At 71.5% G+C, this 19,468-nt stretch carries 16 protein-coding genes and 1 pseudogene; 6 read left to right on the top strand and 11 right to left on the bottom strand.

The window, feature by feature from the left end; translation table 11 throughout:
* Positions 1-223 precede the first annotated feature (223 nt).
* A pseudogene (locus tag IPN03_18755) lies at positions 224-1,637 on the bottom strand (sigma-54-dependent Fis family transcriptional regulator).
* Positions 1,638-2,009: 372 nt separating this feature from the next.
* On the opposite strand from IPN03_18755, the gene IPN03_18760 reads away from it, so the two are divergent.
* The 6 genes from IPN03_18760 (at position 2,010) to IPN03_18785 (ending at position 8,540) form a co-directional block, all read left to right on the top strand.
* Positions 2,010-2,594 carry an outer membrane beta-barrel protein gene (locus IPN03_18760; protein ID MBK9375698.1) on the top strand — a complete coding sequence of 195 codons (585 nt, stop codon included), beginning with the start codon at positions 2,010-2,012 and terminating at the stop codon, positions 2,592-2,594.
* Between the two features lie 14 nt (positions 2,595-2,608).
* Entirely contained in the window at positions 2,609-3,181 is a 573-nt protein-coding gene (locus IPN03_18765; GenBank protein ID MBK9375699.1) for a hypothetical protein, read from the top strand.
* Positions 3,182-3,254: 73 nt separating this feature from the next.
* Positions 3,255-4,235 (top strand): DUF808 domain-containing protein, encoded by a 981-nt coding sequence (locus tag IPN03_18770; GenBank protein ID MBK9375700.1) that lies wholly within the window; start codon positions 3,255-3,257, stop codon positions 4,233-4,235.
* A gap of 73 nt (positions 4,236-4,308) precedes the next feature.
* Positions 4,309-5,685, top strand: a complete 1,377-nt coding sequence (locus IPN03_18775) for an FAD-dependent oxidoreductase (protein MBK9375701.1) — start codon at positions 4,309-4,311, stop codon at positions 5,683-5,685.
* Between the two features lie 78 nt (positions 5,686-5,763).
* On the top strand, positions 5,764-7,344 hold the full coding sequence (locus IPN03_18780; GenBank protein MBK9375702.1) for an NAD(P)/FAD-dependent oxidoreductase: 1,581 nt from the start codon (positions 5,764-5,766) through the stop codon (positions 7,342-7,344).
* A 62-nt stretch (positions 7,345-7,406) separates the two neighbouring features.
* On the top strand, positions 7,407-8,540 hold the full coding sequence (locus IPN03_18785) for a glycosyltransferase family 2 protein (GenBank protein MBK9375703.1): 1,134 nt from the start codon (positions 7,407-7,409) through the stop codon (positions 8,538-8,540).
* On the opposite strand, the gene IPN03_18790 is transcribed toward IPN03_18785, so the two are convergent.
* The 10 genes from IPN03_18790 to IPN03_18835 all read right to left on the bottom strand — a co-directional run bounded on the left by IPN03_18790 (position 8,433) and on the right by IPN03_18835 (position 18,974).
* Positions 8,433-10,004 carry a glycosyltransferase family 39 protein gene (locus IPN03_18790; protein MBK9375704.1) on the bottom strand — a complete coding sequence of 524 codons (1,572 nt, stop codon included), beginning with the start codon at positions 10,002-10,004 and terminating at the stop codon, positions 8,433-8,435. The two genes, IPN03_18785 and IPN03_18790, sit on opposite strands and share 108 nt — an antisense overlap.
* Positions 10,004-11,053 (bottom strand): hypothetical protein, encoded by a 1,050-nt coding sequence (locus tag IPN03_18795; protein ID MBK9375705.1) that lies wholly within the window; start codon positions 11,051-11,053, stop codon positions 10,004-10,006. The genes IPN03_18790 and IPN03_18795 overlap by 1 nt, the downstream gene beginning before the upstream one ends.
* Positions 11,050-12,114 carry a radical SAM protein gene (locus tag IPN03_18800; GenBank protein MBK9375706.1) on the bottom strand — a complete coding sequence of 355 codons (1,065 nt, stop codon included), beginning with the start codon at positions 12,112-12,114 and terminating at the stop codon, positions 11,050-11,052. The genes IPN03_18795 and IPN03_18800 overlap by 4 nt, the downstream gene beginning before the upstream one ends.
* Positions 12,111-12,923 carry a hypothetical protein gene (locus IPN03_18805; GenBank protein MBK9375707.1) on the bottom strand — a complete coding sequence of 271 codons (813 nt, stop codon included), beginning with the start codon at positions 12,921-12,923 and terminating at the stop codon, positions 12,111-12,113. Before IPN03_18805 ends, IPN03_18800 begins: the two co-directional genes overlap by 4 nt.
* Positions 12,924-12,932: 9 nt before the next feature.
* On the bottom strand, positions 12,933-14,648 hold the full coding sequence (locus IPN03_18810; GenBank protein MBK9375708.1) for a glycosyltransferase family 2 protein: 1,716 nt from the start codon (positions 14,646-14,648) through the stop codon (positions 12,933-12,935).
* 239 nt (positions 14,649-14,887) lie between these two features.
* Positions 14,888-15,772, bottom strand: a complete 885-nt coding sequence (locus IPN03_18815; protein MBK9375709.1) for an ABC transporter ATP-binding protein — start codon at positions 15,770-15,772, stop codon at positions 14,888-14,890.
* Complete coding sequence (locus IPN03_18820) at positions 15,678-16,700, bottom strand: ABC transporter ATP-binding protein (GenBank protein ID MBK9375710.1); 1,023 nt, start codon at positions 16,698-16,700, stop codon at positions 15,678-15,680. Before IPN03_18820 ends, IPN03_18815 begins: the two co-directional genes overlap by 95 nt.
* Positions 16,693-17,820, bottom strand: a complete 1,128-nt coding sequence (locus tag IPN03_18825; protein MBK9375711.1) for a glycosyltransferase — start codon at positions 17,818-17,820, stop codon at positions 16,693-16,695. The genes IPN03_18820 and IPN03_18825 overlap by 8 nt, the downstream gene beginning before the upstream one ends.
* Positions 17,802-18,284: a hypothetical protein gene (locus tag IPN03_18830; protein MBK9375712.1), complete on the bottom strand. Its 483-nt coding sequence runs from the start codon at positions 18,282-18,284 to the stop codon at positions 17,802-17,804. Before IPN03_18830 ends, IPN03_18825 begins: the two co-directional genes overlap by 19 nt.
* Before the next feature lie 522 nt (positions 18,285-18,806).
* On the bottom strand, positions 18,807-18,974 hold the full coding sequence (locus IPN03_18835; GenBank protein MBK9375713.1) for a hypothetical protein: 168 nt from the start codon (positions 18,972-18,974) through the stop codon (positions 18,807-18,809).
* Positions 18,975-19,468 lie beyond the last annotated feature (494 nt).

The following is a 19,468-nucleotide window of genomic DNA, read 5'->3' on the forward strand; positions in this document are numbered from 1 at the left end:
TCGGCGGTCACGCCCTGCAGCCCTCCCGGAGCCCGAGCTGGTTGAGGAGCCGGTGCAGGTAGTTCGGGTGGAGCCCGAGGAGCCCGGCCGCCTCGGTGACGTTTCCGCGGCTCTGGGCGAGCGCGGCGGAGACCGCCTGCTGCTTCGCCCGGTTCACCGCTTCGTGGTAGGGCGGCAGGGCCTCGCCGTCGTGGGACACCGGCCCTTCGACGAGGGCCTCGGGCAGGTCTTCGGGCCTCACGAGAGGTCCGGCGGAAAGGACCGCCGCCCGCTCGACGGCGTTGGAGAGCTCGCGGACGTTTCCCGGCCAGTCGTACGCCACGAGCCTGCCGAGCGCGGCGGGCGAGAACCCGTCGAGCCGCCGGCCGAGCCTCTGACCGTGGCGCGCGAGGAAGAAGGAGGCGAGGCCGGGGATGTCCTCGCGCCTCTCCCGGAGCGGCGGCAGGGTGATCGTCACGACCGCGAGGCGGTAGTAGAGATCCTCACGGAAACGCTTCTCGCGAACCTCCGTCGGGAGATCGCGGTTCGTCGCCGCGATCACGCGGACGTCGACCTTGACGCTCTCCGTCCCGCCGACCCGCTCGAAGGAGCGTGTCTCGAGGACGCGGAGGAGCTTCGCCTGGGTCGCGGGCGCCATCTCGCCCACCTCGTCGAGGAAGAGCGTCCCGCGGTGCGCGCTCGAGCCGGCCGCGCCGGCGTGCCACCGCCCCCGTGAACGCGCCCCTTTCGTGGCCGAAGAGCTCGCTCTCGACGAGCGAGTCGACGAGCGCGGCCGCGTTGACCGCCACGAACGGGCCGTCGCGCCGGGCGCTCCGGGCGTGGAGGGCCCGGGCTGCGAGCTCCTTGCCCGTACCGCTCTCGCCCGCGAGCAGGACGCTCGCCTCGCTCCCGGCGGCGCGGGCGAGGAGGGCTCGCACGCGGGCGATCGCGGGCGAGCTCCCTCGGAGCTCCTCGCCTTCGGTCGAGGCCTCCAGGCGGCGGCGTTCTCCTTCCAGCCAGACGAGGTGTCTCACGAGAGCGAGCGAGGTCCCGGCGGAGGCGCAAAGGCCGAAGAGGAGCTGGAGATCGTCCTCGGGGAGCGGGGCGTCGCTTCCGAGGAGCCAGAGAACGCCGAGGCCCTCCTCCCCCCTCAGGATCGGGACGGCCGCGGCATTGTGTCCGTCGACGCGGAACGCAACCGCCTCCCGGCGCTCGAGGGCCTCTGCGGCAGCCCCCGGGGGAAGGCGGGAGGAAGAAGGGCTCCCGACGAATACGGCGGCCTCGCTCAGCCCGTTCCCCTCGTTGCAGAGGAGGACCGCTCCAGCCAGCCCTCCGGCCGCGTCGAGGGCCGACTCCAGGAGCGCCCTGGCGAGCCCTTCTTCCGTCCTCGCGACGGCGAATCGGCGACCCGCGGAAAGGAGGAGCCCGAGGCTCCTCTCGATCTTCCGGGGGGCCGAGGCCGCGGCCCCTCCCGCGAAGATCGCCTGCGAGACGGGAAGGCGGATCGTGGAAAGGACTTCCGCCTCCGGGTGTCCCCGTGCGCCGTCCTCCCCGATCGCAGGGGGCTCGGTCCGAAAGACGAGGACGCTCGAACCCAGCTCTATCCGGTCTCCCTCTGCGAGGAGGTGCTCTGCCGTGGACAGGCCGTTGACCCTCAGGCCGTTGAGGCTTCCGAGGTCACGGAGCCGCCACCCGTCCGGTGTCTGCGCGAGGGCCGCGTGACGCCGGGACAGAGTGGCATCCGGAAGGCAGACCCCGCACGCCGAGTCGCGGCCCAGCACGACTTCTTCCGCATCGAGGGCGACCTGGGCGCCCCGGGACGGTCCCGCGACGATCACGAGACGGGGAAACATCTGTTCCTTCTACGGTTCTACGATGCGCGATTTTAGTCCCGTCGTCCGGCGGCGGCACGGTTTTCACATCACGCCGACCGCGAGGCCGATTCCCACGCAGAGCGCCCGGCTGCGGTGGCGGGCACTCACTGCCCCGTGTAACCTCCCGTCACTGCCAATCGAAGGAGGGCTTCGCGAATGAAGAAGTCCATGACTCTGTCGGTTCTCGCCCTGCTCGCGCTCATTCTCGTCGCCCCGCCCGTGTCGGCCGACGGTTTCGGCATGGATCTCGGCATTCACGGCGGTGTCGTCGGGACGGACGGGGGCAACGGGAGCAGCTTCGTCGGCGGCGCGCAGGCGCGCTTCCACCTCTTCTGGATCATCGGGGCCGAAGCCCGGGCGTCGTACTACAGCGACAGCTACGACCTCGGCCAGCTCGGCTCGGTCGACATCGAGAACGTCCCGGTCCAGATCTCCGGGATGCTCTACCTGATCAAGCTCCCGAAGGTCGGTCTCTACATCCTCGGCGGAGGCACCTACAGCAGCCTGAAGGTGAACGGGTCGGACGTGGTGGGGATGGGCGAGGTGACGGACTCGAAGTGGTCCGCGCACGCCGGCGCCGGACTCGACATCCACCTCAGCAAGACCATCTCGCTGAACGGCGACGTCCGTTACGTCTTCCTCAACGCGGACAGCGTCGACGAGGCCTTCGAGAGCGCCGTGGCCGACTACAACGGCGACTTCTGGGCGGGCACGATCGGCCTGAACTTCAAGCTGTTCTGACGGAGGCCACCAAGATGACGCATCGACGACCTCTCGTCCTCCCCGCGCTCGCCGCACTCCTCCTTGCTGCTGCGATCCCGGCCGCAGCCCAGCCGAAAGGCGCCGGCAAGTCCGTCGCGGTCGACGCGAAGACGGCGTACGACAAGGCGAAGGCCGCCGCAGTGAAGTGGCAGGCCGACGCCGAGCTCTTCGGCTTCGGCAACCTCTCCACGGGCCCCGTGGACGCCGAGGGACGCTCGACGGCCTGGAACCTCAAGTGGTCGTCGAAGTCCGCCGGGAAGATGAACATGATGAGCGTCAACGACGGCGTGCTGACGACCTTCGAGATGGACGGAACCGGAGGGCGCGGCATCCCCGTGAAGCCGGAGACGCTCTTCGACTCGAAGAAGCTCGTGCAGATGGCCGACGAGGCGGGGGGCGCGGCCCACCGCGCCAAGGGGGCGAAGGTGACGCTCGGGATCGTCGCGAGCGCGGTGAAGCCAGGGACGACCCTCTGGCACGTCTCCTACTCCGGGGACGACTACAAGGAGGTCTTCCACGTCGCCGTCGAGGGGGAGACCGGGAAGCTGAAGGTCCTGTCGGACTGACGAGGCGCAGGGCCGTCAATCCCGTCGCGAGGGCATGCCCTCGCGACGGGCGGCCTGCTAGCATCCCGCGTCCATGCCCGCTTCCGGCTTCCTCGCCCTCCTGGACGACATCGCCACCATCCTCGACGACGTCGCGATCCTGACGAAGGTCGCCGCGAAGAAGGCTTCGATGGTCGCGGACGACGTGGCCGTCCTCTCGCAGGCCGCCGCGAAGAAGACGGCCGGCGTTCTCGGGGACGACCTCGCGCTCAACGCCGAGCAGGTGACGGGCGTGCGCGCGGACCGCGAGCTGCCGGTCGTCTGGGCCGTCTTCAAGGGCTCGATGGTCAACAAGGTGATCCTCGTGCCGGCCGCGCTCGTCATCAGCGCGGTCGCGCCGTGGGCGGTCACACCACTGCTGATGATCGGCGGGCTGTTCCTCTGCTTCGAGGGCTTCGAGAAGGTCGCCCACAAGCTGCTGCACGGGAAGGACGAGGACGAGGCCCACCGCGCGAAGCTGACCGCCGCGCTCCTCCGCCCGGACGTCGACCTCGCAAAGGTCGAGAAAGAGAAGATCAAGGGAGCGGTGAGGACCGACTTCGTCCTCTCGGCCGAGATCGTCACGATCTCGCTCGGCACCGTGGCCGCGGCCCCCTTCGTGACGCGGCTCTCCGTCCTCTCCGCCATCGCGCTCGTGATGACCGTCGGCGTCTACGGTCTCGTCGCGGCCATCGTCAAGCTCGACGACCTCGGCCTCTACCTGGGGCGGAGCGAGGGCGCGTCCGCCCTCGCGCGGCTCCGGCGGTCCTTCGGCAGCGGGATCCTCAAGGCCGCGCCCGTCCTGATGCGGGTCCTGTCGATCGCCGGCACGGCGGCGATGTTCCTCGTCGGCGGCGGGATCCTGGTGCACGGTATCCCGCCCCTGCACCACCTCGCCGAGGGCCTTGCGGCCAGGGGCGGATTCGTGGCGACCCTGGGTCCGGCGCTCGTCGGGGCCCTCGCCGGTGTCGTCGCCGGAGGCCTGACGGTCGCCCTCGTGAAGGCGGGAGCCCGCCTGTTCCGCAGGAAGGCCTGACGCACCGAAGGTCCCGGCGTGGGATAGCCTGCCCCCCGTCGCCATGAGCCTCACCGCAGGCCGACCCTCCCCCCTGCGCGTCGCCGTCGTCGGCTCCGGCCCGGCCGGCTTCTATGCCGCCGAGGCGCTGCTGCGCGGCACGGAGGTGGCCGTCGAGGTCGACGTCTTCGATCGCCTTCCGACGCCCTACGGCCTCGTACGGGGGGGCGTGGCCCCCGACCACCCGAAGATCAAGAGCGTCGCCCGGGTCCTGGAGCGGACGGCGGAACGGCCGGCCTTCCGTTTCCTCGGGAACGTGAGGCTCGGCCGCGATGTCCAGGTCGAGGACCTGCGCGACCACTACCACCAGATCGTCTACGCGACGGGAAACGAGGCCGACCGGCGGCTCGGAATTCCCGGCGAGGGCGTTCCCGGCTCGACGCCGGCGACCGTCTTCGTCGGCTGGTACAACGGGCACCCCGACTACCGCCTGGCGCAGATCCGCCTGGATGCCGGGCGGGCCGCCATCATCGGCAACGGCAACGTCGCCGTCGACGCGGCGCGGATCCTCCTCCGGACCTCCGGGGAGCTGGCGTCGACGGACATGCCCGTCACCGTGCGGGAGGCGCTCGCGGCGAGCCGCGTACGCGAGATCTGGCTGCTCGGGCGGCGGGGGCCCGCACAGGCCGCCTTCACGCCGCAAGAGCTCGGGGAGCTGGCGGAGCTGGCCGACACGGACCTCTGCGTCGATCCGGCCGAGCTCGTGCTCGACCCCGCCAGCGAGGCGGAGGTCGCCGGCTCGCCGCAGCGGCAGAAGAACCTCGCCATCCTTCGGGACGCCGCCGTCCGCGGGCCGACGGGCAAGGCGCGCATCCTGCACCTGCGGTTCTGCGTCTCCCCCTCGGCCTTCGTGGCCGAAGCCTCCGGCCGCCTCTCCGGGCTGACGCTCGAACGCAACCGTCTCGAGGCGGGCCCGGACGGCACGGTCGTCGCCCGGCCGACCGGCGAGACCGAATCCCTCGAGGCGGGCCTCGCCCTCACCGCGGTCGGCTTCGCCGCCGACCAGATCCCCGGCGTTCCCTTCGACGATGCCGCGCGGACCGTCTCGAACCGGGATGGGCGGGTCTTCGACCCTTCGACGGGCCGGATCGTCCCGAACGAGTACGTCGTCGGCTGGGCGCGCACCGGCGCGAAGGGCCTCATCGGCTCGCACCGGACGGGATCGGCGGAGGTGGTCGCCCGGATGCTCGACGACTGGCGAGCCGGGACGGCCGCCCCGCGCGACCTGCCGCCGCGCGAGGAGATGAACGCGCGACTCTCCGGGCGCGGGGTGCCGGTCGTCGCCTTCTCGGACTGGAAGCGTCTCGACGAGGTGGAGGTCGCGCGCGGCGCCCTTCGCGGGGCCCCGCGCGACAAGATCGCCGACATACAGTCGATGCTCGATCTGCTCGGCGACGGAGCGTCGCGGTAGCATCCGCGCTCGGTGTCCCGCGACGGCGGGCGGCCACTCGCGCCGCCCACCTCCGCGGCCCATCGAGCCCGTACCTCCATGAGCCAGCAACGTACCGCCGTCATCGTGGGTGCCGGGCCCGCCGGGCTCACTGCGGCGTATGAGCTCGCGACGCGTTCCGACGTCAAGCCCGTCGTCCTCGAGAGGAGCGGGCTCGTCGGCGGCATCGCCCGCACCGTCACCCACAACGGCAACCGGATCGACCTCGGCGGACACCGTTTCTTCTCCAAGTCCGACCGGGTGATGGACTGGTGGCTCTCGATCCTGCCCCTCGAGCGAGGTGGAGCCGGAGCGGCGATCGCCTACCAGGGAAAGGCACGGTCGATCGGGGAGGATCACGTCCGAACGGCGACGGACGACGCCGATCTCGTCATGCTCCTCAGGGAGAGGCGCTCCCGGATCTACCACCGCCGGCGCTTCTTCGACTACCCGATCCGCCTGAGCCTCTCGACCTTCCGCAACCTCGGCCTCGTCCGGTCCGTCCGGATCGGCGCCAGCTACCTCCGGGCCGTCGTGCGGCCCGTCGCGCCCGAGAGAAACCTCGAGGACTTCCTCGTCAACCGTTTCGGGCGCGAGCTCTACCGGACTTTCTTTCGCGACTACACCGAGAAGGTCTGGGGGGTCCCGTGCGGGAGCATCAGCGCCGAGTGGGGAGCACAGAGGATCAGGGGCCTCTCGGTCGCGAAGGCGATCCGCCATCGTCTGCAGGGACTGGTGCGCGGCGAAGCCGGAGACCTCTCACAGAAAGCGGTCGAAACCTCGCTCATCGAGAGGTTCCTCTACCCCAGGCTCGGCCCGGGACAGCTGTGGGAGGAGGTCGCGCGGCGCGTCGAGGCGCGGGGCGGCGAGGTCCGGCTCGGCTGCCGGGTCGACGGGCTGACCCGCGAAGGCGAGCGCCTCGCCTCCGTCTCGTACACCGACGGGGAGGGGCGCCGCCACACGGTGCCCGCCGACGTCGTCCTCTCGACGATGCCGCTACGGCACCTCGTCCGGTCGCTCGACCCGCCGGCGCCTCCCGAGGCCGCAGAGGTCGCCGCCGGCCTCGTCTACCGGGACTTCATCACCGTGGGGCTCCTCGTCGACCGGCTCGAGGTCGAACAGGAGGGGGGCGGCCTGATCCAGGACAACTGGATCTACATCCAGGAGCCGGACGTCCTCGTCGGCCGGATGCAGGTCTTCAACAACTGGAGCCCCGGCATGGTCGCCGACCGGAGCAAGGCCTGGATCGGGCTGGAGTACTTCTGCAACGCCGGGGACGAGGTCTGGCGTCTCGACGACGAGGCGATGATCGCGCTCGCGGTGTCCGAGATGGAGCGGATCGGCATCGTCGACCCGCTGAAGGTGAGGGACGGGGTCGTCATCCGTGTGCCGAAAGCCTACCCGACCTACCTCGGCAGCTACGATCGCCTTCCGCGCCTGCGCGCGTTCCTCGACGGCATTCCGAACCTCTGGGTCCTGGGCCGGAACGGTATGCATCGCTACAACAACCAGGACCACTCGATGCTCACGGCGATGACCGCCGTCGACAACATCCTTGCGGGCCGGACGGACACGTCGAACGTCTGGGACATCAACACGGAGAGCGACCACCACGAGGAGCGGGCCGCCGGGGGCGGCTGAGGGGCTCCCCGGCTCCTCGCCGCAGACCCCGGGTTTCGGCGGGACGGGCTACCATTGAGGCCGTGACGGAGGGTGTTCTGCAGGACCCGTGCGTGAGTGCCGCTGCCGTCAGCGTCGTCATCCCCGCCCACCGTGCCGACGAGGGCTTCCGCGCCTGCCTCGCCTCCGTGGCCGCCTGCCGGCCTCCGGCGGGCGAGGTGATCGTCGTCGTCGACGGCGAGGTGCCGGGGTGCACGGCCCTCGCCGCCGCGGCGGGAGCGAGGGTGCTCGCAACGAACGGCGGCGAGGGACCCGCGGTCGCGCGGAACCGGGGCGCCCGGGAGGCGGCCGGCGGGGTGGTCCTCTTCCTCGACGCCGACGTCGTCGTACCTGCGGACCTGGTGGGCCGCGTGGCCGCGGCTTTCGACCAGGACCCGCGGCTCGACGGCATCTTCGGTTCGTACGACGCCGCTCCCGCGGCCCCCGGCGTCGTCTCGGTCTTCCGGAACCTGCTGCATCACCACGTCCACCAGACGAGCCGGCCGGAGGCATCGTCGTTCTGGTCGGGTTGCGGCGCCCTCAGGACGAGCGTGCTCGGGGCGAGCGGAGGTTTCGACGAGCGCTATGGCCGTCCCTCGGTCGAGGACATCGAGCTCGGCTCCCGGCTCGTCCGCGCCGGCCGTCGCATCCGCCTCGACCGGTCCCTCCAGGTGAAGCACCACAAGCGCTGGAGCCTCGGGGGCATGGTCGTGACGGACGTGCGCGACCGCGCTCTCCCGTGGACGGAGCTGATCCTTCGCGAGCGCCGTCTTCCCCGCGACCTGAACCTGCGGCCCGGCCACCGGGTCAGTACCGCCGCCGCCCTGACACTCGTCGCCGGGCTCGCCGCCATCCCGTTCTGGCCGCTTCCCGGGCTGCTCCTGGCCGTCCCCGGTCTACTGGCGCTTCTCGCGGCGAACATCCCGTTCTACCGGCGCCTCGTCACGCTCCGCGGGCCGGCCTTCCTCGTCGCCGCGATTCCCCTGCACGGTCTGCACTACCTCTGCGGCGCGCTGGGGTTCGGCGCCGGGCTCGCCCGGCACGCGCTGACCGCGGGGCGCTCGTCCGTGTTACGGGAGGCCCGCCACGTCGCCGCGAGCGCGGGGCCGGCGCCCTTCGGCGACGCGCGCGACGAGACGCCCGAGCTCGCGCCCGCCCGAATCGCTGGTGAGCCGTGAGAGGTCGTAGACGCGTGTCCGGAGCCCCTTGAGGTCTCCGGAGGCGAAGACGAGGGGCAGCCGGACGGCGTTCGCCCCGAGGTAGGGGTCCACCCAGGCGGGCATCCGCTCGTAGTCGGAGAGGACGAGGAAGGGCGCACGCCTGCTCTGCACCAGCGTCTCGAACTCCTCGGCCGTGCCCGGCACGTCGGCGGCCGGGCGCTCGGCGTAGAAGTTCACCTGGGGCCAGGACGTCGTCACGATGACGGCCCCCGCGGCCGCCCGCTCGCCGACCCAGAGCCCGGCGTCCTTCACCGAGAGGTACGACGTCCCCTCCGCGCGGAGCCACTCGTCCGCCGTCGCGAGCTGCTGCGTGGCGCCGATGGCGAGGACGGCGGCGACGAACGCGCGCGAGACCGCGACGCTCCGCACGCGCATCCAGGCCTCGATCCGGGCTGCCGCAGCGCCGAGCACGAGGAAGAGCCCGGGGAGGCAGAGGACCCCGAGACGGTGGTGGAACTTCTCGAAGAAACCCGGCACGGCGAGCGGCACGAGAACGAGCCCTGCCAGGAGGACTCCCCGGTGGAGCGGCGCCGATCGCGGGCCGCGCCGCCGTGCGAGGGACACGAGCGCGCCGCCGAGAGCGAACGCGAGGGCGCCGAGGAGAAGCGCGAAGAGGAAGCCGCCGAGGTAGGAGGGGATGTAGTCGAGGTATCGCGCGAAGACGCCGAGCTGCGCCGTCCCGATCGAGCCGAGGCGCTCCACCTGGTACGACCGGAGGAGCTCGAGCGGCGCCCCCCACCTTCGCGCCGAGAAGGCGACGTACGACGCGAGGCCCAGGAGCCCGAGGGCGATCGAGGCGAGGACCTCCCGCTGCCTCAGCCGCCTCCACGCCCCTGCGACGACGAAGTGGGGCGCGAGGGCGAGAACGATCGCGGCGGCGCGGAAGTGCGCGAGGAAGGCGAGCGCGACGGACGGCCCGAGGAGCGGGAGCCAGGCCGTCCGGCGGCGCACGACGGCCTCGGCATAGACGACGATCGACAGCGTCCAGAAGAAGAGGGCCGGCGTCTCCGTGAGCACCCGCTGCGTGAAGAAGAGCGATTCCCAGGAGACCGCCATCAGGAAGCCCGAGACGAGGCCGGCACGCCTCCCGAAGAGGAGCTCCCCGGCCCTGAACACGAGCCAGACCGTGCCGACCGAGAAGATGACGTTCGCGAGGTAGATCCCGGCCTCGTCGAGGCCGGCGCCGTAGGAGAGCGCGCCGATCCACGGGAGGAGGGGCGCGCGGTGCCTCTCGTAGGGAGGGGCCCACGCGATGCCCGAAGCGATCCTCCGGGCCTCCGTCAGGTAGATCGTGGAATCCCACCACTCGACCTGGGTGACCCCGAGGGAGGCGAGCCGCAGCAGCGCCGCGAACGCGAGCAGGCCGGCCAGCGCCCAGCGCGCCGCGCGTTCGTCGGGGGCGGTGGCGGGGGCGCCCGGCATCACTTCCGTGCGACGGTTCCCGGTTCCTGCGCGCCGAAGCCCTTCGCGGCGAGGAACGCCCGGACGGTTTCGACGTTGACCGCTCCGTCCCTCCCGAGCTCCACGACGTGGACCTCGGAGCGACGCAGGAGCGCCCATGCGGCGCGGACACGGGAGAGGCCTATGCCGGCCAGGGCGAAGAGATCCAGGACCGACGTCCTGAGGAGAAACTCGACTCCCTGGTAGAGGCCCACCCCGACGATCATCGCCTCGACGAGGGCCTTCCAGCCCGTCCGCTTCCCGACGGCGCGGATGGTGCAGCCCCGACCGAGGCTTCGCTTTCCGACGAAGAGGAAGCGCGGCGCGGAGGCCCCGGTGGCCAGGCAGTCCCCGAAGGCGGCGAGGGAGACGAGGTGCTTCGGCTCGAACTCCATCCGCCGGATGAAGGTGACGTGCTCTGCCGGGAAAGGAGGCGGCTGGGTGCCGAGAACGCCGATCCGGAGCGGAAACGGGTGGACGCGCCCCTTCCGGTCGACGAACGGGCTGTCCTCCGAGATCAGACGCCAGGGGGCTCCGAGCCCCAGGAAGCCGAGCGTGAGGGTCGTCTTCCCGCCGCCCGAGGGCATCAGGAAGAGCGCCGCCTCGCCCCCGGACTGGAGGCCGAAGGCGTGAATCCGGTGGAGCCCGTCGCGTTCGAGCGTCTCGGAGACGCGGGAGAGGATCGTCAGGTAGACGATCTCGTGGAGGAGGTCGAGGTCTTCGCACGAGACGTCGAGCGATCGGAGCCTGCGGTCGTAGAGGGCGAGCGCCCGCCCGAAGTAGTCGATGTAGGTGACGTCTCCCTCGGAATAGCAGATGTTCCGGGGGGTGTAGACGGTGGCCGTGAGAGGCGGCAGCGCGTCGTAGTCGGGACGCCGGAGGCTCGCCCGGATCGACAGGTGCTCTCGCCCGCGCGTCGGTGCCTCGGCGGCGAAGACGCTGAAGTCGTCGGACACCCGGCGCAGGAGCTCCTCGTCTCCGGTCTCCACGGAGACCGTCGCGCCGTAGAAGGAGAATTCCATCGTACTCACCGGTTCACTTCCCCCTCGTCCTTCACGCGAGCCAGGTGGTCCGGCTCCAGAATGTCGGCCCTGGTCAGCGGCCGGTTGCGGACGTCGTCGAGGTAGGTACCGCAATCCAGGCATGGCAGGCCCGGACGGGGCTCCTCCAGGCCGAGGAGGACGCGCTTCGCGTTCTGGTACGCCGCGCCGCCCGTGCAGGTCTCCAGGTCCTGGGCGAACGCGTTTCCGAAGTCCCCCCAGAAGTTCACGCAGCAGCCCAGCAGGCGCCCGTCCCAGTTCACCTGTGGCCCGGCCCACAGGTCGCGACAACCGAGGAAATAACGCCCGCCCGTCTTCTTCGCGAACTCCGCGTGCGTGAAGGCCTCGAGCCCCGTCTCTCGCCGGACGAACTCGGGATCGCGTACCGGAGAGTACCGTCCGTCCCAGCTGAGCTTCGCGCGAAAGCCCATTCCGAGCTCCGCGGCCAGGCGCCGCGCCGCCGGGAGCTCGTGCTCGTTGTGCCCGAAGATGACGAACTGCCAGAACAGCTGCGGGCGGGTCGAGCCGAGACGCACCTTCCACTCGTTGAGACGCCGCACGTTCTCGAGGACGCCGGCGAGCGTGCCGCCGGAACGGTAGACGCCGTAGGTTTCCTGCGAGGCCCCATCGATCGAGACGACGAGACGGCGGAGACCGTAGCGGACCAGGGCCTCCAGCTGTTCCTCCCTCGCGTCGTTCAGGTTTGCGCCGTTGTACGCCTCCACGGCGACACCTATGGCCTGCGCGTGGGCGAGGATCGCGACCAGCTGGGGATTGAGGAAGATCTCTCCGTAGTTCGACAGCTCGACGTGGCGGACCGCCGGGTTCCGGGCCAGAAACCGGACGAAGTCCTCGAGAGCGAGGACGCCCCAACCCACGGAACCATTCCGGGCGGTCCCCGCCGCGGTCGGACAGAGCGGGCACTTCAGCTGGCATCGGCTGGAGGCCTCGAGGCGGACGTGGCTCCCACGGTAGGGGCCGAGAAGGTCGTCGACCCCGTGGCTCCTTTCCCGGCGAAGGATGCCGCGCGCGCGCCCCCGCAGGAAGCTCAACGGGCCGGTCTCCCGAATCCGGGGACGCCGCTCGATCGGGGGGCGGGCTCTCTCCCGCTCCCCCCGGCCGGCAGGCGCGCGAGCCGCAGCGCCCGCTCCGCCGCCGCCGAGGGCGTCGAGGGGCGGAAGATCGAGGCCGGGACGAGGAGCAACCCGTGCCGCAGGCCGCTCAGCACGCCGGACGTGACGAAGGTGACGTTGGCGATCCAGTGGTGGAAGGCGAGCGCGGCCGTCTCACCCGGGGGAAGCCCCGCCCGGCGCTCGTCCGCGAGCGCGCGCCAGAAGTACCAGATCGCGACCGCCGCCGCAGCGCCCGCGGCGGGCCAGAGGCCGGCGGCCGCCGCGAGGGCGAGGAGGAGAAGCCAGACGTGGAAGAGATGGAAGTCGGTGACGAAGACGCAGGCGAGGAAGGGAAGCCGCGGCGCCTCGTACGCGAAGCCGATCTGGTGGTCGTCCGTCCGTACCCGGTAGAGGTGGAACCCCTTGAGGCCGGTCTTGCGGTACGCGTAGCCGAGGTGCGTCCCCCATCCCCAGAGCTGCTTCACGAAACCGCGGAACGTGCGTCGCGCCTTGTGCCGCACGACGGCGCCGTGCTCCCTGAGGGCGACCCAGTCGGGATTGCGCGCGAGGCGCAGGCAGAGCTCCACGTCCTCGGAGCGGGTCGCCGCGAGGTCGTAGCCGCCGAGGTCGCGGGCGCAGGCGGCGCGGAGCGCCAGGTTGTTGTTCGAGAAGTGGAAGAACCCCATCCGGTAGCGGCGCACGCGGCCGCCCCTGTAGTCCGAGGTCGTGCTCGGCAGCTCGACGATCATCGTCCCGTCCTAGGTGGTGTTGTGGTGGAAGGTCGCATAGTAGGTGTCGATGGCCGACGGGCTCGGGGTGTGCTCGTGGCAGACCCATCCCCCGACCATGCCGATGTTGTCGGCGCGGAGGAACCCGCGCTCCACCGCCTGGAGCCACCCCGGCTCCAGGACGCAGTCGTCGTCGGTGAAGGCGATGACCTCGTGTCGGGCGCGCTCGAGCACCTTGTTGCGCGCCGACGGGATCCCGGCCTGCGCGAGGAACTCCACCGTCAGCGGGAGACGCTCCCGGAAGGTGTCGATCACCGCCGACGTGCGGTCCGTCGAGCCGTTGTCGACGACGAGGACCTCGTCGGGCCGCCGCACCTGCCGCGTGAGCGACTCGAGGCACTCCGTCAGGTCGGAGGCGCGGTTCCTCGTGATGATCCCGACGGTGATCCCGAGGCGGGCGTGGGGGTCGTCGAGGACCATCGGCGCGACCCCGGCGAGGAGCTGCGCCAGGAACTCGTGCAGGACCCGGAAGACGTTGCCCCCGTCCTCCGGGAGCTCCGAGCCGCCCTCGAGCGCTTCCGTCTGCGCCTTCAGCGCTGCTAGGAACGGGCGCGCCTCCGGATGGAGCGTGGCGAGCCGTCCGATCAGCTCATCCCGATCGGCGTAGTCCCTCCCCTCGTCGAGGAAGAGCCGGACGCGCATCCGGTGGAACGCGTCGCGCATCACGACGAGGTCGTCCTCGAGGTAGACGCAGGGGAACGGGAGCCGCGGGACGTGCCCCGCGTTGCGCCGGTAGAGCGTCGAGAACGCCCGGAAGATCCCCTCCGCCGCCGCGTGCTGCTCCTCGACGACCGCGGCCGGTACGCTCCGCGGGGCACGCGCAGGATCGGTGGCCACGTAGGCCGGTGCGTTCGCGAGGGGGTCGAGGGTGACGACGTCGGTGAACCCTACCTGGTGGGTCACGACGAACAGGATCCCCCCGGCCCGGACGAGCCAGCTCTCGCCGGGCCGCCCCGCGGCGTGCAGCGCCTCGAGGACGGTGCGAAGGCCCCGCCACGCGGAGCCCTCGACCGTGACGACGGGCACCCCGTCGCTCGCGGGAAAGTAGTTGAGGCGCGGTGTCCAGCCGAGGAGGAAGGAAGGATGTCGCCGGACCGAGGCGGCGGCGCTGGGCCGCAGGCGCTCCAGCGCCGGCGTGTCTGCCGGCTCCCGGGCTGCGGCTACGGGCGGCGGATCGAGCGTCACGGCCGGGAGCGCGCTTCCTATTTTCGCCAGGATCGCAGCGGCCGACGCGAGCAGCAGGGCGTACAGCTCCTCGGGACGGCTCCGCGTGAAGAAGAGACGCCGCTCGCCCCGGCCCAGGAACTCCAGCCCGGGCCGCGCGCGCAGGTTTCGGGCCTCGTCGCCGCAGCCCGAGATCTCGGCGAGGTCGAGCATCTTGAGGAACAGCTTCTGCCAGAAGCGCAGGTTGCTCGCGTGGACCGGACCCTTCGTCAGCGGCAGGCGGAGGAGCGTCGCGATCTCGGCGCTCGCCTCGCAGGCGGTCACCGGGCCCCGGGGCAACCAGTCCGCGTCCTCGGGACCGATCAGCCGGCGAAGGCGGCCGAGCTTCGCGCGCAGGCACAGCGACTCGGGAAGGGGAAACCCGAGCGCCACCTCCGAGAGGAAGACGAGGTTCTCCGCCTTTTCGTCCCACTTTCCGAGGAACGGGAAGAAGCGCCGCACGCGCCCGTACGCCCGGATCACCTCCTGCGGCTCCAGGTCGAGGCGCGAGAACCGCTCGGCGACGACGATGACGAGGTCGACGTCGGAAAGGCCGTGGACCGGACGCCCCTCGAAGTACGAGCCGCTGCCGTAGACGGCGTGGACGCACTCGAGCCGTCCGAGCCGTGCGAGGAGCTGCCCGAGCCCCAGCCGGTAGAGGGCGGCGAAGAGCGCCGAGAACGGCGGGACGTCGAGGAGGATGACGAGCTTCTGCAGAGGGTTCAGGCGGCACCCCTTTCCGGGGACGGGAGCGTTTCAGGGGCCTTTCCGAAGAGCGCCGCGTAGGCCCCGCGGCGCGCGAGGAGCTCTTCGTGGCGCCCCTCTTCGGCGACGTGCCCTCCCGAGAGGAAGACGACGCGATCGGCGGCCGAGAGGAGAGGCGGATGGTGGGTGATGAGGACGACCGTCCGGCCCGCGGAGAGGGCCCTCAGGTTCTCGATGAAGAACCGCTCCGCCTGCTGGTCGAGGTGGAGCGTCGGCTCGTCGAGGACGAGGAGCGCCGCGTCACGGGCGAGCGTCCGGGCCAGGGCGATCCGCTGCCACTCGCCGCCGGACGGCGTGTAGTCGCCGAACATCCTCCCGAGGAGCGTGGCGTAGCCCTGCGGCATCCCCGTGACCAGCGCGTCGAGGCCGGCCCGCCGGCCGACGCCCTCGATGCGCTCCGGCGTGCGGCTCAGGCTCTCCCAGTCGCCGTAGGCCACGTTCTCGGAGAGCGTCGCTTCGAACCGGGCGGCTTCCTGGAAGAGGAAGGCGACGCTCGCGTGGGCCCGCCCGGGCGGCGCGGCGGTCAGGTCGACACCTCCCAGCAGGATCGTTCCCTTCGCGGGCTCGTAGAGGCGCGCGAGGAGCTTGGCGAGCGTCGTCTTCCCGGCGCCGTTCCCGCCGGCGAGGGCGACGATCTCCCCGGCGGCGACCGACAGCGAGAGGCCCGACAGGACCTCGCGCGGCGCCCCCGGGTAGGCGAAGGCGAGCCCCGTCGCCTCGAGGACGGCGGGGCCGCGATCTTTGCGGTCACTTCCGGCGCCGCGCGGCGGCTCGAGCCTCAGGAACGCCAGGAGGTTGGAGATGAAGAGGGTGCTCTCGAGGGCGCCGGTGAAGGCGGCCACGGCCTGCCTCGATGGCGAAGCTCATCCTCGCGGTCACGCCCCCGAAGACGGCGACGTCGCCGATCGTCTCCGTCCCGCGGAGGGCGCCGACCGCGACCCAGACGAACGCGGCCCAGAAGGCGGTGACCGACACGGCGATGAAGACCGAGTCTCCCGCGAGGACGAGACGGTGCAGCCGGGCGTCGCGCGAGCGGAAGCCCTCCGCGATCGTGCGGAACCGCCCGACGAGGTGAGGTCCGATGCCGAGGATGCGGACCTCCGGAACGGTGCGCGCGTCGACGAGGAGGGAGACGAAGTAGGAGATCCAGCGGCGGCTCGTCGTCCTCTGCTGCTCCTCCTCGTATCGCATCCGGGCGAAGCGCCACTTGGCGAGGAGGAACGGGACGCCGACCAGGAGCAGCGCGAAGGCGACGAGCGGCTCGATGTAGACGAGGACGGCCGTCAGCGACACGATCCGGACGCCCTCCGCACAGGCCCCGAGGGCGCCCTGGAGGAACTTCCCGAAGCTCCCCGCCGTGTCCCGCCGCGCCTGCTCGAGGAGGTCCTGGAAGCGGGGGTCCTCGAAGTGCGCCGGCTCGAGGCGGGCCGCGTGGCCGAGGATCTCGTCGGTCAGCGACACCGTGAGCTCGCCCTGGAGGCGCTGGCTCGCGAAATCGTGGACCGCCCGGGCCAGGGCCTCGAGCACCGTGCAGCCGACGCCGAGGAGGAGCCACGGGACGAGGGCCGGCAGTCCGCCCGTCCCGCCGCCGAGGCCAGCGGAGACGGCGTTGATCAGTCCGCGCGCGGCGAGGACGACTCCGGCCGGGACGAGGCTCCTGACGAACGCGGCCGCGACGAGCGTCGACGTCAGCCCCCTGTGGACGCGCCAGGTCCTGCGAAGGGCCCAGGCCGAGCTGGAGACGAGCGTGCGGAGGCGCCCCTCAGGCATCGCCGGAGGACCTCCGGGCGTCCTCGATACGCGTCCGGATCCCGGCCGGCGCGACCATCCGGGTGAGCTGGGGCGACATCCAGGAGGACCACCGGGACCGTGGAATCGCGGGCCTCCCCTCGGTGGCGCAGATCACGTCGAGGAGCTCGAACAGCCGGGTCTTGTGCGGCTCGATCCTCTCGAGCGTCCGGCGCCGGATCTCCTCGGCGGGCACCGGGCACGAGGCCATCTCCCTCACGCCCGCCGCGACGGACGCGGGGTCGTCGGCGACGATCCGGACGTAGTCGGGGTCGAAGAACGCGTCCCGTCCACCGCGGCTCTCGGTCGAGACCACGGGGAGGCCCGCCAGCAGGTACTGGATGCTCGCGAGCATGGCGCCCTCGACGGCGGAGAGGCAGAGGCCGACCCGCGCCTGGTTGATCGCTCCGGCAATCTCCGCCCCGTCGAGGCTGCGGTAGTCCGGTGCGAGCGGGTCGTTGAACCAGTGCGCCTGCGGGAGAGCCTCCTTCACCGAGCGGACGTAGGACTCGTCGTGGTGATCCTCGACCCGGACCGCGACGAGCGCGAGACGCTCGATCCCGGCGGCGAGAGCGTGCCGCTTGAACGGGCAGACCCGTGCGTCGTAGACGGCGTCGAAGGGCTTCCCGGACACGGGCAGGGGCCGGTAGGTCCCGGGGTCCGCGAAGACGTTGCGGCTCACCCAGGCCGAGCCGAGCCCGCGGGCCGTCATCATGCGGTGCTCGGCCTCGGTGTTGGCGAGAAAGAGCATCCGGTGGCGCGGGTGGCGCAGCCCGTGCTGCGCCTTCCACCGCGCGAGCCTGTCGAGCTGCGAGGCGTCGTCGTGGGCCCACGAGAGCTCCACGAGCAGGGTGACCGGGTCGTGACGGTACTGCCGGAAGACCGGCAGGAGAGCGCCGGGCACGTCGTCGAGCACCCAGTCGGGAACGTAGAGGATCAGCGGGTCGGCCGAGAGGGCGAGGCAGTCGCCGCCCCGCATCCGCTCCCCCAGCCGCCAGAGCGGGAGCGCGCGGTAGAGCAGGGGCAGGACGTCGGCGAAGAACCCCCCTCCGCGCTGCGACGCGGTGCCACGCCAGACCGCCTTCATTCGCAGAGGACCCACGGGCCCTTCCGCTCCGACGCGAGCTCGGTGTCCTGGATCGCGTTGACGAGCGTGATCGAGGTCGCGACCAGGAGGTAGGCCGCGAGCGCGCCCCCGACGAGCGCCTTTCGCCCGGTCCACGGCGTGTCGAGCTCGCGGTCCGCGAGGAGCCGGGCGAGCGGGAACGACGCGAAGAAGAGCCCCTGCATCATCACGAACCCTGCCGCCCACGCATCCCGGTTCAGGATGACATACGCGAGGTAGGCCGTCGGGATCAGCGTGAAGAGGAGGTGCGCGTCGTTCCTCCTCTTCCACCACACCCACCACGAGAGCGCCACCGCCGGGAGGAGGCCGGTGCTCAGGAGCTTGAACCCGACGCCCCGCCAGCTGGAGAACCCCTGCTGGATCCCGGCGGCGTAGACGAGGTTCCTCGCGCTCGAGAGGCCGTCGAGGGGCGTTGAGGAGGACGAAGGGGGAGGGGCCATCCCGAGGACCGTCACGGCCGCAGCGCGAGGGCTGCCGCCGGACGAGAAGGTAGATGACGAACCCGAGGCGAAACGGCCGCAGAGAACTTGAAGAGAAACGCGATACCGACGAGGAGGCCCGGGACGAACGCGTCGCGCCGCGACACGAAGCGCCAGATGCCGAGGGGGCGAAAGAGGAGGGGTCGCGAGATCGTCCTGCTCGCCGACCGCCACGTTGAGGTTCGTCAGGGTAGAGCGAAGCGAAGAGGACCGAGGCGAGGACGACCGTCTCCGCACCGAAGAGCGTCCGGCCGACGCGTGCGTGCACGACGAGCCCCGCGAAGAGCGCGAGATTGACGAGCTTCAGCCCCAGGCCCCGCCAGGTGGTAGACGCCGTACCAGAGGACGGGCCCCACGAACGTCTTGCTCGTGATCCGGTAGCCTTCGACGCCTCCGAGCACGTCCTTCCGAGGTTCACGGCGCCGATCACGTCCGGGTAGGAGTCGGCCGTAGAGGACGACATCAGCGCGAGCTTGAACAGGATCACGTGGCGAAGAGCGCGAGGAGGGCGGAGAGGCGGTTCACGGCGGGGCTGGGCCTCGCCGCCAGGAGGCGGATCTCGCCGGGTCCGCGGGCTGCGCCGACCGCGATGAGGAGCGTGAGGAACACGACCGGGAAGAGGTAGTACCGGTCCCAGTCCACCGGTGTCATCAGGCGACCCCGGCCCCGCGGTGAAGAGCCCGACCGCGAGCAGGACGACCGCGGCGGCCGGTGCCGCTCCGTCCTGCGTCCACCGCGGGGTTCCGGGGCCAGGAAGAGGAGGCCGAGGCCCGCGAGGAGGCGTTGAGGTCGCGACCCGCGTGACCGTGTACTGCTTCAGCGTGCGGCCCGCGACGGACGCAGAGGATTGGCGGCCCGGCGTCGAGAGCCCCCGCACCGCGGGTCACTCTGCTGCTCGGCCAGCTGTTTCGCCCGCAGCCTCAGCATCGCTGTCAGGTGCGCCGATGGACGGTGGTGCAGCGACGGGTTGAAGGCGACGAACGTCGCTGCACGAGCCCAGAACGAGCACCGAGGCTCCCGCGACGCAAAGCCGGTCGACGCGCCAACGCGTCCGAGACCACGTCCGCGGAAAGCGAGGAGGCAGGCCAGGACCGCCCCGGCGCCGGCGACGGCCAGCCCATTCAGCTTCGACCCTCCGGCCAGAC

The sequence above is a fragment of the Holophagales bacterium genome, from assembly GCA_016719485.1.
GTDB lineage: Bacteria > Acidobacteriota > Thermoanaerobaculia > UBA5066 > UBA5066 > UBA5066.

Bases quoted from the DNA above. Each gene is read 5' to 3' on its own strand.
- IPN03_18830 (MBK9375712.1), bottom strand. From the start codon at position 18,284: ATGGCCCCTCCCCCTTCGTCCTCCTCAACGCCCCTCGACGGCCTCTCG.
- IPN03_18770 (MBK9375700.1), top strand. From the start codon at position 3,255: ATGCCCGCTTCCGGCTTCCTCGCCCTCCTGGACGACATCGCCACCATC.
- IPN03_18805 (MBK9375707.1), bottom strand. From the start codon at position 12,923: ATGATCGTCGAGCTGCCGAGCACGACCTCGGACTACAGGGGCGGCCGC.
- IPN03_18820 (MBK9375710.1), bottom strand. From the start codon at position 16,700: ATGCCTGAGGGGCGCCTCCGCACGCTCGTCTCCAGCTCGGCCTGGGCC.
- IPN03_18780 (MBK9375702.1), top strand. From the start codon at position 5,764: ATGAGCCAGCAACGTACCGCCGTCATCGTGGGTGCCGGGCCCGCCGGG.
- IPN03_18760 (MBK9375698.1), top strand. From the start codon at position 2,010: ATGAAGAAGTCCATGACTCTGTCGGTTCTCGCCCTGCTCGCGCTCATT.
- IPN03_18765 (MBK9375699.1), top strand. From the start codon at position 2,609: ATGACGCATCGACGACCTCTCGTCCTCCCCGCGCTCGCCGCACTCCTC.
- IPN03_18835 (MBK9375713.1), bottom strand. From the start codon at position 18,974: ATGACACCGGTGGACTGGGACCGGTACTACCTCTTCCCGGTCGTGTTC.
- IPN03_18790 (MBK9375704.1), bottom strand. From the start codon at position 10,004: ATGCCGGGCGCCCCCGCCACCGCCCCCGACGAACGCGCGGCGCGCTGG.